Genomic DNA, 15,348 nt, shown 5'->3' with positions numbered 1-15,348 from the left:
TTGTCCATGGCAGTGACGACGAACCACTTCGGCATCGCCCTGCGGGGATGGCGCGAGCGCGTGTCACCGCAGGACAGCGGGCTGGAGGCGGGCGGGGACCGGCGCATCCCCGGGCTGCGCCGGGAGGAACTGGCCCGGCTGGCGGGCCTGTCCGTCGACTACGTGGTCCGGCTCGAACAGGGCCGCGCGCGTCATCCCTCCGCCCAGGTCGTCACCGCACTGGCCAGAGCGCTGCGTCTCGAACCGTCCGAACGCGACCATCTGTTCCGCTGCGCCCACCTCGCACCGCCCGCGGCCGGGAACGTCTCCCGGCACATACCCGCGAGGGTGCACCGGCTGGTCGGCCGGCTGGAAGGCAACCCCACCGCGGTGTTCGCGGCCGACTGGACCCTCATCGGCTGGAACGCCATGTGGTCCGCCGTGGTCGGAGATCCCCGCACCTACGGCTGGGACGAGCGCAACCTCGTCGCCGGCATGTTCCGGCCGCACGGCTTGCGCGGGCGGGAACCGATCGCGGCCTGGCCGGTCCGCTCCTGGGAGGGCGACGAGGTCGAGGAGGAGGACCTCGTCGCCGACCTCCGGGTGACAGCGGCAGCCCATCCCCAGGACGCACGGCTCGCCGCCCTCGTCGACCGCATGCTCCGCGACAGCCCCCGCTTCGCCCGCCTCTGGTCCAACGGCACCGCCCGCACCCACGTCGGAGACCGCAAGACCGTCGAACACCCCCGCGTGGGAGACATCGCCCTCGACCTCGACGTCGTGATGGCCGCCGGCACCGACCTCAGGATCGTCACGTACACGGCGACGGCCGGGACGACCGACGCGGAGAAGATGGACGCCCTGCGCGCCACTTGTCCGGGGCCGGGCGGTGGTCCGGTCCGTGTCGTGTCGGGGACTGGCGGGCCGGGTTGAGGATGTAGAGGCCGGTCACTCCCAGTCGGAAGGTACGGCGCCGCCGAACCCCTCACTCCCGTTTGTTACGCTCCCCAAGCCTCCCGCGGGGAAAGTCCGGTGCGAATCCGGCGCTGACCCGCAACGGTGTGCGTGGCGACCGACGGTCGTCGCGTGAGTCCGATCGCCCGTGGGTGGTGCGACCCGTTGACTGCTCGCCGTGGACTGCGAGAGGGGACCGAGCGGCCGGCACGGTCGTAAGGGCTGCCTCCTCGATCGAGGCTCACCAGGCGGCCCCAGGTGAAGGACCGCCGATCGTGCGCCGAATACCCCAGCCGTTGTCGGTAGTTGGGCTGGTCCTTGTGCTCGGGGTGTCCCTCGTGTGCGGTGTCGGAATGGGCGCGGCCGGGATCGGCACGGCGGACGTGTTCCGGTTCCTGTGGGCCGGAGTCACCGGCGGGACCGTGCACGCCGGTGACGCCGCCGCCTACACCATCGTCTGGGAGATCCGGCTGCCCAGGGTCGTGCTCGCGGCCGTCGTGGGAGCGGGGCTCTCGGCCGTCGGCGTGGCCGTGCAGGCCATGGTCCGCAACGCGCTCGCCGATCCGTTCGTGCTCGGCATCTCCTCGGGCGCGGCGGTGGGCGCCAACGCCGTCATCCTGCTGGGCGCGTTCGCGGGGCTCGGTGTGTGGGCGCTGTCGGTGTCGGCGTTCGCCTCCGCGCTCGCCGCCATGGTGCTGGTGTACGCCGTGGCACGGTCGCCGCAGGGACTCACCCCGCTGCGGCTGATCCTGACGGGGACCGCGCTCGCGTACGGCTTCGAAGCCGTCACCACCGTGATGGTGTTCGGCGCGGCCCGGGGCGAGGCGGCCCGCTCGGCGATGATGTGGCTGCTGGGGAGCCTCGGCGGGGCGACCTGGCCGCAGGTGCCGTTGGCCGCCGTCACCGTGGCGGCCGGCTGGGCGTGGCTGCGGTGGCGGGCGGAGTCCCTCAACGCCCTCGCCATGGGGGACGAGACCGCCGCCGCGCTCGGCGTTCAACCCGGCCGACTGCGGCGGGAGTTGTTCCTCGTGACCGCCGCCGTCACCGGAACCGTGGTCGCGGTCAGCGGTGCCATCGGCTTCGTCGGACTGATGGTGCCGCACCTCGTACGAATGCTCGTCGGCGCCGATCACCGCCGGGTCCTCGCGGTCGCGCCACTGGCCGGAGCGGTGCTGCTGGTGTGGGCGGACGTGCTGTCCCGGCTGCTGCTCGCCCCGGCCGAACTGCCGGTCGGGGTGATCACCGCGGTCGTAGGAGTGCCCGCGTTCCTGCTGCTGATGCGGCGCGGTGGCTATGCGTTCGGGGGGCGTTGATGAGGCTCGACGTCGAGGGGCTGTCGGTCGACGCGGGCGCGGTGCGGCTGGTGGAGGACATCCGGCTCGCCGTGGCCGAGGGGACCTTCGTCGGGCTCGTCGGCCCCAACGGCAGCGGGAAATCAACCCTGTTGAGGTGTGTGTACCGGGCGCTGCGGCCTGCCGACGGCGTGGTCCGGCTCGACGGGGACGACGTCCACGCCATGGAACCGCGGGCCGCCGCACGGGTGTTGGCCGCGCTGCCGCAGGAGTCGTCGGCCGAGTTCGACTTCACCGTCGCCGAAGTGGTCGCCATGGGACGGTTGCCGCACCGGGACCGGACCGCCGCCTCGGACCGGGAGATCTGCGCCGGAGCCATGGAACGCACGGGCGTCGCCCACCTCGCCGACCGCGGGTTCCTCGCCCTGTCCGGCGGCGAGAGACAACGCGTCCTGATCGCCCGCGCGCTCGCCCAGCGACCCCGCGTGCTGGTCCTCGACGAACCCACCAACCACCTCGACATCGCCCACCAGTTGGACGTCCTGTCACTGGTCCGTGACAGCGGCCCGACCGTGCTGGCCGCCCTGCACGACCTCAACCTCGCCGCCGCGCACTGCGACCTGCTGTACGTGATCGCCCACGGCCGGATCGTCGCCTCGGGACCGCCGCACGACGTCCTCCAACCCGCCCTGCTCGCCGAGGTGTTCGGGGTCCGAGCCCATCCGGTACGACACCCGGAGACCGGCGCCGTCCAGCTTCTGTTCGACCTGCTCCCGCCCACCCCGTAAGGACAACACCCCCCATGCGCAAGCTGCTTGCCGCCGCTCTCTGCCTCGCCGCGACCGCCACCGCCGGCTGCGGCGCGACCGTCGAATCGGACGGAGGCCGTAAGGCCACCCAGGCGGTCACCCTCACCAACTGCGACCGGAAGGTGACCTACGACAAGGTCCCCGAGCGCGTCGTCACCAACGACGTCGGCATCACCGAGCTGATGTTCGCCCTCGGACTGGAGAACCGCATGGCCGGGTTCGCCATGCCCGACGACAAGGGCGATCTGACCGACGTGCCCTGGAAGGACGGCTACAAGAAGGTGAAGTGGCTGTCCAAGGACCAGCTCACCAAGGAGAACGTCCTCGACGCCCGCGCCGACCTGGTCTTCGCCGGCTGGAACTACGGCTTCCGCGACGACAGCGGCTTCACCCCCGACGCCCTGAAGAAGCTCGGCATCCCCTCGTACCTCCTCACCGAGTCCTGCCGCAACGGCCGCACGGACAGCTCGCGCGGCATCATGCCGCCCCTGGACGCCCTCTACACCGACCTCACCAACCTCGGAAAGCTCTTCGGCGTCGAGAAGCGCGCGGCCACTCTGATCGCCGACTTCAAGAAGCAGATCGCCACCGTCCGGAGCAAGGCACCCGCGAAGAGCCCCAAGGTCTTCCTCTACGACAGCGGCCAGGACGCCCCGTTCACCTCCGGCCGCTACGCGGCCCCCGACCAGATCATCAGCGAGGCCGGCGGCGTCAACGTCATGCACGACGTCAACGACTCCTGGACCACGGTCGGTTGGGAGACCGTCGTGCAGCGGAACCCTGATGTCATCGTGATCTGCGATTACGGAGACGTGAGCGCCGAACAGAAGAAGAAGTTCCTCCTTTCCTACGCCCCGCTGCGCGACGTCTCCGCCGTCAAGCACCGCCGGATCTTCGTCCTCGACTACGTCGACCTCGTCGAGAGCCCCCGCAACCCGTCGGCCATCGCCCGCCTCGGCGCGTACCTCCGGTCCACGTGAGGGCTCAGCGCACCTGGTCGTAGCGGCCCAGGAAACGGAACACGCCGTCTTTGACCTGGTACAGGAAGCCGGTGTTCTCCGGTTTCAGCGAGTGCGTGGTGCCTTCGACGAAGCGGATCGGTTTGGCCACCCCGTCGTACGAGAGGTGGAAGAGGCGTTCGGCGATCTGGGCGGGTTCGATCGTGGTGGTGCCGAGCGCGTCGAGGGCCCGGGCGATCAGACCGACGGCGTCGTACGCCTCGGCGGACCACTGCCCGGGTGGCTCGTCGTAACGCGTCCGGTAGGCCGCCGTGAACGCCTTCGCGGCCGTCGTGTCCGCCGACTGCGCCTCGGTGTACGGCGCTTCGAAGACCCAGCCCTCGGCCGCCTGCCCCGCCGAGGCGAGGAATTCGGCGCGCATGACCGGCTCGAAGCCGACCACCGCCCCCGTGAACCGCGCCGTGGCCAGAGCGCGGGCGCAGGTCGCCGCCCGGCGCGGTGACGTGCCGCCGTAGACGACCGCCTGTGGACGGGTGGCCAGTGCCCGAGCGACGGCCGTGCCGAAGTCGCCTGTATCGGCGGCCACTTGGTGGACGCTGACGGTGCCGCCACTGGGCGGTGTCTCGACCAGGTCCCGGGTGATGCCGACGGCCGTCTCGCCCGCCGCCCGGTCCTGGATGACCGCCGTGCGGTGACTGGGACGGGACCTGGTCAGGTAGAAGAGGACAGGCAGGGTCCGGGAGCTGTCGGACGCCCTGGTCACACAGAGGGTGCGCAGGGTCGTCGTGGAGAGCCCTGCGGCGTCGTCGGCGGCCGAGACCAGGACCACCGGCATGGACGCGGCGGCGTAGAGCGGGGCGGCGGCGCGGGCACCGGCCGTCGTGCTGGGGCCGATGACGGCGCCGACGGACGGCGCGGCGAGTACGCGGCGAGCCGTCGCTCGCGCGCGGGCGGCGTCGCCTCCGTCGTCGTACGAGGACAGGGCGAGGCGGTAGAGGATGTCCTTGCGGGCGTTGTGGGCGGCGACGGCGAGGAGCGCACCGTGCTCCTGCGCCTTGCCCAGGGATTTTTGAGGGCCCGTCAGATCCGCGTGGAGGGCGAGGGTGTGCGTGGGTACCGTGCGGCGCGCACCGCCTGTCGCGGTGTGTCCCCGGGTGAGCAGGACGGCCGCGCCGGTGCCGGACGCGGCGAGCACGGCGGCTGCCGAGCCGCCGATCGTCAGGAGGCGGCGGCGCGAAAGACCTTGTGGTGTAGGGGTGTTGAGGAGTTCTGGTGCGGACGGTCCTTCCGTGCGGGGTGGTGGGTCGAGGGCGCGGGCCGAGCGTTCGGCGACCAGGCGTAGGACGGCGGGCGGGAGCCAATCGGTCGCTGGGGAGGGGGTGTTGTGCCTGTGCGTGTCGTCCGTCAGCGCGGAGTGGACCGCGGCGGCCGTCGGCCGTAGCGCGGGATCTTTGGCGAGGCAGCCGTCGATCACCGAGCGCAGCGGGGGCGGGAGTTGATCGAGGCCGGTGCGGTCGGCGGGTTCGTGGACGGTGCGGTACAGGACTGCGGGCATCTCGCCGGTGCCGAACGGGCGGCGGCCCGTGGCCGCGTAGGACAGCACGCAGCCCAGCGAGAACAGGTCGCTGGCCGGACCGACCTCGCCGCCGCGGGTGCGGGTCTGCTCGGGGGAGAGGTAGCCGGGGGTGCCGATGACCGCGTCGGGAGCGGTGAGCGCGGTCGCGCCGGCGCCCTTGGCGATGCCGAAGTCGATGAGCCGGGGGCCGTCGGGGACGAGCAGGATGTTGCCGGGTTTGACGTCCCGGTGCACCAGGTCCGCCGCGTGCAACTCGCCCAGTGCCTGGGCCAGTCGGGCACCGAGCGCGACGACCGCGTCCGACGGAAGCGGCCCGAGTCCGTCCACCGCCTCGGCCAGCGACGGGCCGGGGACGAAGGCGGTGGCCAGCCACGGCTCGCGCGCCTCGGTGTCCGCGCCCGTCACCGCGACCACCCAGCGGCCGGTGAGCGCGGTGGCCAGCCGCACCTCGCGCCGGAACCGGGCGCGGAACGCGGGATCGGCCGCGTACTCGGCCCGGATCACCTTCAGCGCGACCGGTGTCCCGTCGGCGGTGCGGGCCAGATACACCACGCCCATGCCGCCCGCGCCGAGCCGGGCGAGCAGCCGGTGGCCGCCCAGGTTCTCCGGGTCCTCGGCCCGCAATGCCTGCACGCTTCGGCTCCCGTAGCTGCTCGGGGACGTCCCCGTCGTCGGTCGGTGATGCTCCCGTCGCCGGTCAGGAGGCGGACACCCCCACCGGGCCGGTGTAGGCGAACCGGCCGGCCTTGACCTGGTAGTGCTGGACCCGCGCGGTGACGAGCTGGTGGTCGGCGTCGAACGCGTACGTGGTGACCAGTCCCTTGAACCTGGCCTTGGCGAGGGCGTCGGCGACCTGCGTGTGGCTGGGGCGCCGCTTGGCGGTCCCGGCGAGTGCGGTGAGCCGGTCGGCCAGCAGGCGTGTGACGTCGTACGCCTCGGCCGCCCAGTCGCCCGGCGCGCCGCCGTATCGCCTGCGGTAGGCGGTGGCGAACGGTCGTACGGCCGCCGCGGCCGGGTCGATGTACGGCGCCAGGACCTGCCAGCCCTCGCTCGCCGGGCCCGCCGCCGCGACGAAGGCGGGCGTGGCCGACGGGATGTCCAGGAAGCGCGGTCCGGTGAAGTCCCGTGCGGCCAGGGCGCGGGCGAGCGGGGCGGCACGTTCGGGGGTGCCGGTGTAGTAGACGCTGTCGACGCCGTGGGCGAGCATGTCGGCGACGACGGTCGACACATCGGGCGCGAGCGCGGGCACCACCCGGGCGTACAGGGCCATACCGCCCGCGCGGGTCGCACTGTGCACGACGTTGACGGACTCCATGCCGGTGATCCCGCCCGCCCGGTCGACCAGCAGCCCCGGGCGGCGGGACCCCTGCGCCCTGGTCGCGGTGACGGTGGCGAACGCGGAGTACGCGGCCAGCGGAGCGGCCCGGAAGTATCGTCGCGGCTTGGCCAGGAGCCCCGACTGGACGGCGGAGACCGAGAGTTCGGACACGGTCACCAGGGGCAGCCCGGCGCTCTCGTACACCTCCACCGCGCTCTGCGCCGAGGCATAACCGGTGGGGCCGAGCACGGCGAGGACAGAGCGGTCGCCGGTGAGCTGCCGGGCCACGGCCTCGGCCCGGGCCGGCTCACCCCGGTCGTCCAGCACCTTCAGGGTGAGCGGGAACGGCTTCTCCTCGCGCGCGTTGAACTGCTCCACGGCCAGCCGCGCGGCCCGCTCCTGCGCGGTCCCCGCCGCTTTCAGCGGGCCGCTCAGATCGGCCTGGACACCGATGACCCAGTCGCGGCGGGCGGCCGAACTCGCCGGTGTCTTCCCGTCGTTGTCCCGCAGCACCGCCCACAGCGCCGCGCCGCCACCGGCCGCGAGCAGCGCCGTACCGCCCGCGAGGGCCAGCACCCGACGACGGCCCGGACCCGGGACCTCCGGCTCGCCGGAGACCTCGGTCGGCTCGATACCGGGCAGGGCCAGCATCTCCGCCGACCTGTCGGCGACCATCCGGACCACCGGGTCCGGCAGCCAGTCGATGGAACCGGCCGGGGTGTCCTCCACCAACTCCGCGTCGACCTCGGCGACTTGGGGCCTGTCCTCGGGCTCCTTGGCGAGGCAGCGCTCCAACAGGGCCCGCAGCTCGACGTCCTCGACCCCGTCCAGATCCGGGGTGTCGTGCACGGTCCGGTACAGCAGGGCGTCCGCCGTACCGCTGCCGAACGGCAGCCGCCCGGTCGCCGTGTACGCCAGCACGCAGCCCAGCGAGAACACATCGCTCGCCGGCCCCACGGGCAGCGCCCGCGCCTGCTCAGGGGAGAGGAACCCCGGCGTACCCACCACCACGCTGTCCGAGGTCAACTCCGTCTCCTCGGCCGCCGTGGGCCGGGCGATACCGAAGTCGATCAGACGGGGCCCGTCCAACGCGAGGAGTACGTTGCCCGGTTTGACGTCCCGGTGCACAAGTCCCGCTCGGTGCACGGCGTCCAGAGCCCGCGCCAACACCTTGCCCAGCACCCGCACCACCCGTGCCGGCAACGGCCCGCACTCCGCCACCGCCTCGGCCAGCGACGGCCCCGGCACGAACGCGGTCGCCAGCCACGGCGCCGGGCCCTCCGTGTCCGCGCCCAGCACCGGCACCACCCACGGGCTGTCCACCCCGCGCGCGGAGTCCGCCTCACGCCTGAACCGCGCCCGGAACTCGGCCTGTTCGGCGAACTCGGGCTGGATCACCTTCACCGCGGCGAGTTCCCCGGCCGCACCGCGCGCCAGGTAGACGACGCCCATACCGCCCGCACCCAGCCGCCCCAACAGCCGGTATCCGCCGAGACGGGACGGGTCGGAGGGAAGCAGCCGCTCCATCACGACCCACCCCCCTTCGTGCTCGACGCGGACGCACTCGGCGCGGTGGACGCCGCCCCGCCGGAGCGTCCGATCTCCTGCTCCACCCGCAGCAGCATCCTCGGAAGCACCTCCGCCACAAGGGAGTTGAGCTCTTCCTGGCTACGCCCCCGCCCGCCGCACACGGACGTGCCGGCCACCACCGAACCCAGCACCGCCTGCTGCCACCAGTACGGATACGGACCCCCGCGCGTGTCGCTGACACACTGTCCGGTCTCCAACAGCAGGTCGTCGCCGCTGGTGTTGCCGCCCTCGCCCCGGGCGAACGACAGCGACTGCAGCCCCGTCAGACGTTCACCCGGCCGCTGGGTCTGCTCCGTGCAGTCGAGGTCCTCCTCCAGCATCCGCGCCTGTTCCCACGACGCGTCCAGCGCCGTGCGGTGCAGGGTGACCGTGGCGGACAGTCGCACGGCACCCTTCCCGCCGGCCGCGGGCACCGCGAAGTGCCGGGTCAGCGTGGCCAACGCGTCCCCGGGCAACGGCTCCAGCCGCCACAGACAGTCGTCACCCAACACCGCCCACTGTCCGGGATCGCTCTCGTACGGCGTCGCCCGCACCACCCCGGTCCCGAACAACTCCGGTCCGGAGATGACCCGTTGGATCAGCGCCCGAGCCTGCGTCGTGGTCTTGGGTTCCTTGCCCGGATCCGTCCCGGGGGTCGCGGACGCGGCCGACTGCGCGCCGGTGGTGGCGGTGCCGCTCCGGGGCGCCCCGGAGGCCGCCGACGGCGACGCGGAACCGCCGTCGCCCCCCGTGCACCCCAACACCAGCGCCCCGCAGGCCGCCACCACCCCGCTGACACGCAGTGCTCTGGCATACGCCACGACGTCGCCCCCTCCACGGCCTGCCGCGCGGCCGACCCATGCCGGTACCGATGCGCTCGGTCACGGGGGCCGGTTCCCCGGCCTCCGCTTCTGTTTCCGGCTTCGCACAGGATTCGTACAGTCGGGACGATCGTAGTGCGCGGCAGCCTCAACTCACCCTGCGCAGAGGGAAGTTAAGATCGAGGCAGACTCACCTGACGAGTTCGCTCGGCTCGTCCAACTGCGTCAGCTTCCGCGGATTGCGCACCACGTAGATGCGGGTGACGCGGCCGTCCTCCACCACGACACTGATCGCGGACGGCTCACCGTCGATCTCGATCCGGCCCGCGTGCTCGCCGTTGAGCCACACGGGCGTGGTGTCGAACGAGGCCACCAACCGGTGCGCGCGGGCGAGGATCGGCGCGACCACCTCGACCCCGTGGAGCGGAGCGAGCGCGGCGGCGACGACACCTCCGCCGTCGGTCACCAGGACCACGTCCGGCGCCATCACCTCCATCAACTCCCGCAACTGCCCGGTCCGCAGGGCGCTCAAGAACCGTTCCACCACCGCCTGTTGCTCCGACCGGCTCACCCGCACCCGGGGCCGCCGGGCCGCCACATGCTCCCGCGCCCGCCGCGCGACCTGCCGCACGGTCGCGGCGGACTTCCCGACGACCTCGGCGATCTCGCCGTACGGCAGCTCGAAGACCTCGCGGAGCACGAACACCGCCCGCTCGGTGGGTCCGAGCGTCTCCAGCACGGTCAGCATCGCGATCGAGACGCTCTCCGCCAGCTCGACGTCCTCGGCGACATCGGGACTGGTCAGCAACGGCTCAGGCAGCCACTCGCCCACGTACTCCTCACGGCGGCGCGACAAGGTGCGCAGCCGGTTGAGCGCCTGCCGGGTGACAACCCGGATGAGGTACGACCGCGGGTCCCGCACCAGTGACCGGTCCACGTCGGCCCACCGCAGCCAGGACTCCTGCACCACGTCCTCCGCGTCGGCGGCCGACCCGAGCATCTCGTAGGCGACCGTGAACAGCAGGCTGCGATGGGCGACGAAGGGGTCCTGGGTCATGCCGTCGTCCTCCCCGCCCGCGCGGCCAGCGGAATCTCGCACGAGTCGGAGTATCCCTGCGAGGTGATCCCGTGCGCGGTGTTGCACCTGGCCGCCATGTTGGCGTAGCCGATGAACACGGTGAGTTCGACCAGCGCGGCGGGGCCGAGCCGCTCCAGCAGCCCCTCCGACAACTCGTCGGTGACGGTCGTCGGCGTGTTCGTCATGGCCTCCGCGTACTCGAGCACGTCCCGCTCCAGTGCCGTGAACACCTCCGCCTGCCGCCAGCGCGGCACCTGGCTGGCCTTCGCCGGGTCCAGCTTCTGATTGAGCGCGAGGAAGTAGTTGACGTCCAGGCACCAACCGCACCCGACCTGCGCCGCGACAGCCATGTGCGCGAACGTCTTGAGACCCGCGTCGACCGCGTCCCACGTGCTCACCCTCGCCGTGAACTCCTGGTTGGCGGCGGCGAGTTCGGGGTTGTTCCACAGCACCTCGACGGGCTCGGGTACGACCCCGAGCTGCTCGATCATGTTCTCGCGGAGCGCGGAGGGGAGCTCGGCCTTCGGAACGCGAAGTGTCACGGTGTTCTCCTTGTAGGTGTGCCTGTTGGGCGGTTCGCCATGAAGACACCGGCGGGCTTGCGGGTGTGACACCCCGGTTGGTCATGTCGCGCGCGGGTCCAGGGCGACTGAACGACCTGCGGGGCCGGGTGAACCCGAAGATCGTTCAGGACGACTGACGGCTCCGAGTCTGGGTACTCACCGGCTCATGCGAATGAGCGTGGTGGACGTGGGGTCGAACACGGTTCGGCTCGTGGTGGCGGACGTGGAGGACGGTGTGCCGTTGCCCGTGCACACCGCCAAGTGGAAGTTGCGGCTCTCCGAGCGCGTCGGACCTCGCGGGGAGATCCCCGAGGAATCCGTACGCCATCTCGTGCGGTCGGTGTCGGCCGCGGCGGACACCGCACGCCAGTGGGGCGCCGCCGGACCACTCGCCTTCGCCACGGCGGTCGTGCGCGGCGCGCCGAACCGGCTCGACGTGCTGCGCTCGGTACGCGCGGAGACCGGTGTACGGCTGTGCACGCTGCCGGGAGTGGTGGAGGGCGAGCTGACCTTCCTCGGCGCCCGGCGCTGGATGGGCTGGCGCGCGGGCCCGCTGGCCCTGTTCGACATCGGCGGCGGCTCCTTCGAGGTCGCGTTCGGACGCGGCCGGCTGCCCGACTTCGTCGCCTCCCTGCCGCTCGGCGCGGGCCGGTTGACCCGGGAGTTCTTCAACGGCCAGGACCCACCGCCCGAGCAGACGGTCAAGGCACTGCGTCGCGAGGTACGGCACCAGTTGCGGGACGTGGCCGCACGGATCCGCTGGGAAGGGCCGCGGACCACCGTCGTGACGTCACGCACCTTCCAGCAACTGGCCCGACTCTGCGGTGCCGCTCCCGGACGTCAAGGCCCCTTCGTGGAAAGGCAGTTGGCGCGGGCGCAGCTCCGCGCGGGCCTCGATCGACTGGCCGCCCTGGCGACCACCGAGCGGGCCCTGCTGCCGGGCGTCTCGGCGCCGAGGGCCGCGCAGAGCCTGGCCGGAGCGGTGGTCGGGCACACGGTCATGAAGCTGACGGGCATCAAGACCGTCACCGTCTGCCCGTGGGGCATCCGCGAAGGAGTGCTGCTGCGGTACGTCGAGGACGGTGGGTCTTGGTGGACGGAGATGACACGGAGCAGTGACGACGCGGAGCCCGCGAGGGCGGTCGCCCTGCGGATCGCGCCCGTACCGAAGCCGACGACCGTCGGCGGGGAGAGCGGGGAGAGCGGGGAGAGCGGGTAGGCGAGACCGACCGGGCTCTTCCTGACCGGGCGGTGAGCGAAGGGATTCGTTACCGACTCCCAGCCGCCCGTCGTACCCTCAACAATGTTGAACGCAGGGCGCGTTGGGCGGTTGCGCCCACGGGCACGCGGACTGCGCACGGGACTTCCCGGCCTACCGGCATGCTCTCGACTGGTGTCTGACGGCAACCATGTCGCGGGAGAGCGTGCGGTGGGGGGCAGAGTCGTGGTGGTGCCACAGGCGCGGGCCGACGACCTGCTGTCGGTGGGCGGTGACGCGCTTCTGGTGGAGGAACTGGCCGCCGACAGCGCGCTGAAGATACGTCGGCGGCGGGCAGCAGCCTCGTGTGCTGGATCGCCCGCGCCGGCGCCGCGTCCCCGTGCGCCTCACCCTGGGGCGGGGCGACGGCGTACACCCCGTCACTGACGAAGAGGAGCCGGTCCCCGGGTTCGATCCGGACGTCCTGCTCGACGTAGCCGGTGTCCTCGAACTTCCCCAGCGGCAACTGTGCGTCGAAGGCGACCCGCTCCACCACTCCGTCACGCAGCCGCAGCGTCTGCGGTGACCCGGCGTCCACCACCCGGGCACGCCCGGTGGTGAGTGCGAAGTCGAACATCAACACGGACATGTGGCTACGGCCCCGGTAGCGCGCGTACACGGCCTGGTCCGCGAGGGCCGCCTGGTCGCCGAGCGGGATGCCGGCCCGGCGTGCGTCGCGCAGGGCGTTGACCGCGAGGTTCGTCAGGAGTGACGCCTCTATGCCCTCGCCCATGCCGTTCGAGACGTAGAGCGTGAGGTGGTCGGCCGTGGCGGACCAGTCGAAGTTGTCCCCGTGGATCGCGTAGGCGGGCTCCAACCGCGCGCCCAGGTCGAAATTTCCTTGGCCATTTCCACAATATCCTGGAGGGTGAGCGAGAAACGTCAGACCGCAGTTCGACGACGCCCGCTCGCGCGTGCGGCAAATGCGTTGGACAACTCGGCGGCCGGCGGCGAGTGTTGACGGAATGTGGCAGGAGAAGATCTGGGACGCTGACGCCGCTCAGCGGTATGACACGCCCGGCACCGGCATGTTCGCGCCCGATACTGTCGGGCCGACCGTGGACCGCCTCGCACAGCTCGCGGGGGACGGCGCGGCGCTTGAGTTCGCCGTCGGGACCGGACGGGTGGCGGTCCCGCTCGCCGAGCGCGGAGTCCCCGTCACCGGCATCGAGTTGTCACCGCCGATGGTGGAGCAGCTGCGAACCAAGGCCGACGAAGCAACGATCCCCGTGACCATCGGCGACATGGCGACCACCGTCGTCCCCGGGACATACAACCTGGTCTATCTCGTCTACAACACGATCTCGAACCTGCTCACCCAGGCCGAGCAGGTCGAGTGCTTCCGCAACGCGGCCCGCCATCTCACGCCCGGCGGCCGGTTCGTGATCGAGTTGTGGGTACCGGAGTTGCGCAGACTCCCGCCGGGGCGGACGGCCACTGTCTGGCGGACCGACGCCGACTACATCGGTCTGGACACCTACGACATCCTGCGCCAGCACGTCGTCTCGCACCACTTCCGGATCGACGAGACCGAGCAGGCGCGGCTGTATCGCAGCCCGCACCGCTACGTCTGGCCGGCCGAACTCGATCTCATGGCTCAACTGGCCGGGTTCGAGCTGGAGTCCAGGCATGCGGACTGGGACGGGGCCGAGTTCACCGCGGAGTCGGGTTCGCACGTCTCCGTGTACCGCATCCCGCCGACGGCGTAGTTGCCTCAACCAGGCTGCGTGGACTGGTGCTTGGGACCTGCGCCTCACGCATGTGACGGGCCGTCGCCGTTGATGCTCCCGTCCGGGGCGTCCGTCAGAGCGATGCGGGCGGTGATGCGCTTGCCCACCGGTTCGCGCTGTGCCTCGAAGCCTCGCGCGACGGCCCGTACGATCTCCAGACCGTGCTGGCCGACCCGTTGGGCGTCAGCGGCGAGGGCGACCGGCAGAACCGGGTCGGAGTCCCAGACCTCCACCTCGACCAGGGCGTCGACGATCCGCAGATCCATCAACACGGGACCGGGCGCGTACTTGAGGGCGTTGGTGACCAACTCGCTGACCACCAGCTGCGTGAGATCCACGGCACGGGCCGACACCGGCAGCCCGTACTCGGCCTTCGCACGGGCGAGAAACCTCGCGGCCAGCCCACGGGCCTCGGCGATGCACGAACCGTCTCCGTCCCCGTCCAAGGCCACGGTGGACCGTATGGCCGGTGCGGGTGCCTGCGGCGCTGTGTCGTCGTCCTCCGATGAATCTGGTTCCATCCGGATCGTTTCACCGCCTTCTGCGTGCCCCGCGCATACCCCGCGAGGTAACGCCCACTCCGTCAATTTCCGTCGGCACCACCGGACGCGGGCATCAACCGTACGATGCGGGGCAGCACTTCGGATGAAATCCTGATCCGTAGCGCTCACCGACGTGTGTATGAGGACAGATGGCGGACACCGAACAAGCGGGGCAGCCGGAGCGGTTGTCGGTCAGGACCGACGTCGTCGACGGCACCTTGGTCGTGGCTGTGGCCGGAGAGATCGACCAGGAGACAGGCGGTTCCCTGAGGAAAGCGCTGGAACTGCCGGACGGCGCCGCACCCCACGTCGTCATCGACCTGCGCCGTGTCACCTTCATGGACTCCAGCGGCATCAACATCCTCATCGCCGTCCACCGCGCTCTCGCCGATGCGGACGGCTGGCTGCGACTGGCCGGAGCCACCCCAGCCGTGCTGCGCATCATCCGACTCGTCGGCATCGACGGCTTCATCGCCTGCCATCCGACGGTCCAACAGGCCCTCGAAGCCTGACCGTTGGGGTGCCGACCTGCCCCGAGTGGACGCCGCGGGATCTGGTGGTGCACCTGGGCGGGGTCCACCACCGCCGGGCCGCCACCGTGGCCACGGAGCCCGCCGACGCTCCGCCTACGGGGCCCCTGAGGGCATCGCCACAACCGTCCCGCAGCCGTTGCCGGAAGAAGCGGCACTCGACGGGTTCGACGAGTTCCTGTCCACCTGCTGCGCGGGGCCGGAAGCCTGGCCGTATGAGCCGGCTGTCATCGAGTACCCCGCTCCGCACGCCGGCCACCGGCGCCGACGCCTCCGCCCAGGGCACGGCCGGTAAGCTGCTGCTCGGCCTGTACGGCCGTATTCCGGTGGGCTCCCTGAAGGCCGACGGCGACCGCCACCCTCGCGCGCT

The 15,348-nt window shown here is 71.7% G+C and carries 13 protein-coding genes, 2 pseudogenes and 1 riboswitch; of the genes and pseudogenes, 8 read left to right on the top strand and 7 right to left on the bottom strand.

Annotated elements, in window-relative coordinates:
• The first annotated feature begins 6 nt into the window (after window positions 1-6).
• The 4 genes from ACIQBL_RS31175 to ACIQBL_RS31160 all read left to right on the top strand — a co-directional run bounded on the left by ACIQBL_RS31175 (window position 7) and on the right by ACIQBL_RS31160 (window position 4,014).
• Window positions 7-912, top strand: a complete 906-nt coding sequence (locus tag ACIQBL_RS31175) for a helix-turn-helix domain-containing protein (RefSeq protein WP_401947312.1) — start codon at window positions 7-9, stop codon at window positions 910-912.
• 94 nt (window positions 913-1,006) lie between these two features.
• Window positions 1,007-1,075: riboswitch (cobalamin riboswitch) on the top strand.
• Between the two features lie 211 nt (window positions 1,076-1,286).
• Window positions 1,287-2,246, top strand: coding sequence for a FecCD family ABC transporter permease (locus ACIQBL_RS31170; RefSeq protein WP_401947881.1), 960 nt, complete (start codon window positions 1,287-1,289; stop codon window positions 2,244-2,246).
• Window positions 2,246-3,013 carry an ABC transporter ATP-binding protein gene (locus ACIQBL_RS31165; protein WP_401947310.1) on the top strand — a complete coding sequence of 256 codons (768 nt, stop codon included), beginning with the start codon at window positions 2,246-2,248 and terminating at the stop codon, window positions 3,011-3,013. Before ACIQBL_RS31170 ends, ACIQBL_RS31165 begins: the two co-directional genes overlap by 1 nt.
• A gap of 14 nt (window positions 3,014-3,027) precedes the next feature.
• The gene (locus tag ACIQBL_RS31160) at window positions 3,028-4,014 is read left to right on the top strand and encodes an ABC transporter substrate-binding protein (protein ID WP_401947307.1); all 987 of its coding nucleotides are present in this window, start codon (window positions 3,028-3,030) and stop codon (window positions 4,012-4,014) included.
• A 4-nt stretch (window positions 4,015-4,018) separates the two neighbouring features.
• Here ACIQBL_RS31160 and ACIQBL_RS31155 read toward each other — a convergent pair whose 3' ends face one another.
• From ACIQBL_RS31155 to ACIQBL_RS31135, 5 genes are all read right to left on the bottom strand, one after another.
• Window positions 4,019-6,202, bottom strand: coding sequence for a bifunctional serine/threonine-protein kinase/ABC transporter substrate-binding protein (locus tag ACIQBL_RS31155; RefSeq protein WP_401947304.1), 2,184 nt, complete (start codon window positions 6,200-6,202; stop codon window positions 4,019-4,021).
• Between the two features lie 64 nt (window positions 6,203-6,266).
• On the bottom strand, window positions 6,267-8,414 hold the full coding sequence (locus ACIQBL_RS31150) for a bifunctional serine/threonine-protein kinase/ABC transporter substrate-binding protein (protein ID WP_401947301.1): 2,148 nt from the start codon (window positions 8,412-8,414) through the stop codon (window positions 6,267-6,269).
• Entirely contained in the window at window positions 8,414-9,277 is an 864-nt protein-coding gene (locus ACIQBL_RS31145) for a hypothetical protein (RefSeq protein WP_401947298.1), read from the bottom strand. The genes ACIQBL_RS31150 and ACIQBL_RS31145 overlap by 1 nt, the downstream gene beginning before the upstream one ends.
• A 190-nt stretch (window positions 9,278-9,467) precedes the next feature.
• On the bottom strand, window positions 9,468-10,334 hold the full coding sequence (locus ACIQBL_RS31140) for an RNA polymerase sigma-70 factor (protein ID WP_401947296.1): 867 nt from the start codon (window positions 10,332-10,334) through the stop codon (window positions 9,468-9,470).
• Window positions 10,331-10,897 (bottom strand): carboxymuconolactone decarboxylase family protein, encoded by a 567-nt coding sequence (locus ACIQBL_RS31135; RefSeq protein WP_401947294.1) that lies wholly within the window; start codon window positions 10,895-10,897, stop codon window positions 10,331-10,333. Before ACIQBL_RS31135 ends, ACIQBL_RS31140 begins: the two co-directional genes overlap by 4 nt.
• A 187-nt stretch (window positions 10,898-11,084) precedes the next feature.
• Between ACIQBL_RS31135 and ACIQBL_RS31130 the strand changes: the two genes are divergently transcribed.
• Complete coding sequence (locus ACIQBL_RS31130; RefSeq protein WP_401947291.1) at window positions 11,085-12,137, top strand: Ppx/GppA family phosphatase; 1,053 nt, start codon at window positions 11,085-11,087, stop codon at window positions 12,135-12,137.
• 301 nt (window positions 12,138-12,438) lie between these two features.
• On the opposite strand, the pseudogene ACIQBL_RS31125 reads toward ACIQBL_RS31130, so the two are convergent.
• Window positions 12,439-13,011: pseudogene (locus tag ACIQBL_RS31125) on the bottom strand (PP2C family protein-serine/threonine phosphatase); the annotation flags it as partial.
• 130 nt (window positions 13,012-13,141) lie between these two features.
• Between ACIQBL_RS31125 and ACIQBL_RS31120 the strand changes: the two are divergent.
• On the top strand, window positions 13,142-13,885 hold the full coding sequence (locus tag ACIQBL_RS31120) for a class I SAM-dependent DNA methyltransferase (protein ID WP_401947288.1): 744 nt from the start codon (window positions 13,142-13,144) through the stop codon (window positions 13,883-13,885).
• Window positions 13,886-13,929: 44 nt separating this feature from the next.
• Here the strand turns inward: ACIQBL_RS31120 and ACIQBL_RS31115 are convergent, their stop codons facing one another.
• Window positions 13,930-14,427, bottom strand: a complete 498-nt coding sequence (locus ACIQBL_RS31115; RefSeq protein ID WP_401947286.1) for an ATP-binding protein — start codon at window positions 14,425-14,427, stop codon at window positions 13,930-13,932.
• A 170-nt stretch (window positions 14,428-14,597) separates the two neighbouring features.
• Between ACIQBL_RS31115 and ACIQBL_RS31110 the strand changes: the two genes are divergently transcribed.
• Complete coding sequence (locus ACIQBL_RS31110; protein ID WP_401947284.1) at window positions 14,598-14,960, top strand: STAS domain-containing protein; 363 nt, start codon at window positions 14,598-14,600, stop codon at window positions 14,958-14,960.
• Window positions 14,961-14,968: 8 nt separating this feature from the next.
• Window positions 14,969-15,034 (top strand): annotated as a pseudogene (locus ACIQBL_RS31105) (hypothetical protein); the annotation flags it as partial.
• Window positions 15,035-15,348 lie beyond the last annotated feature (314 nt).

Source organism: Streptomyces sp. NPDC088350 (assembly GCF_044753545.1).
Lineage (GTDB): Bacteria > Actinomycetota > Actinomycetes > Streptomycetales > Streptomycetaceae > Streptomyces.
This window is presented reverse-complemented; position numbering and strand designations above follow the sequence as displayed.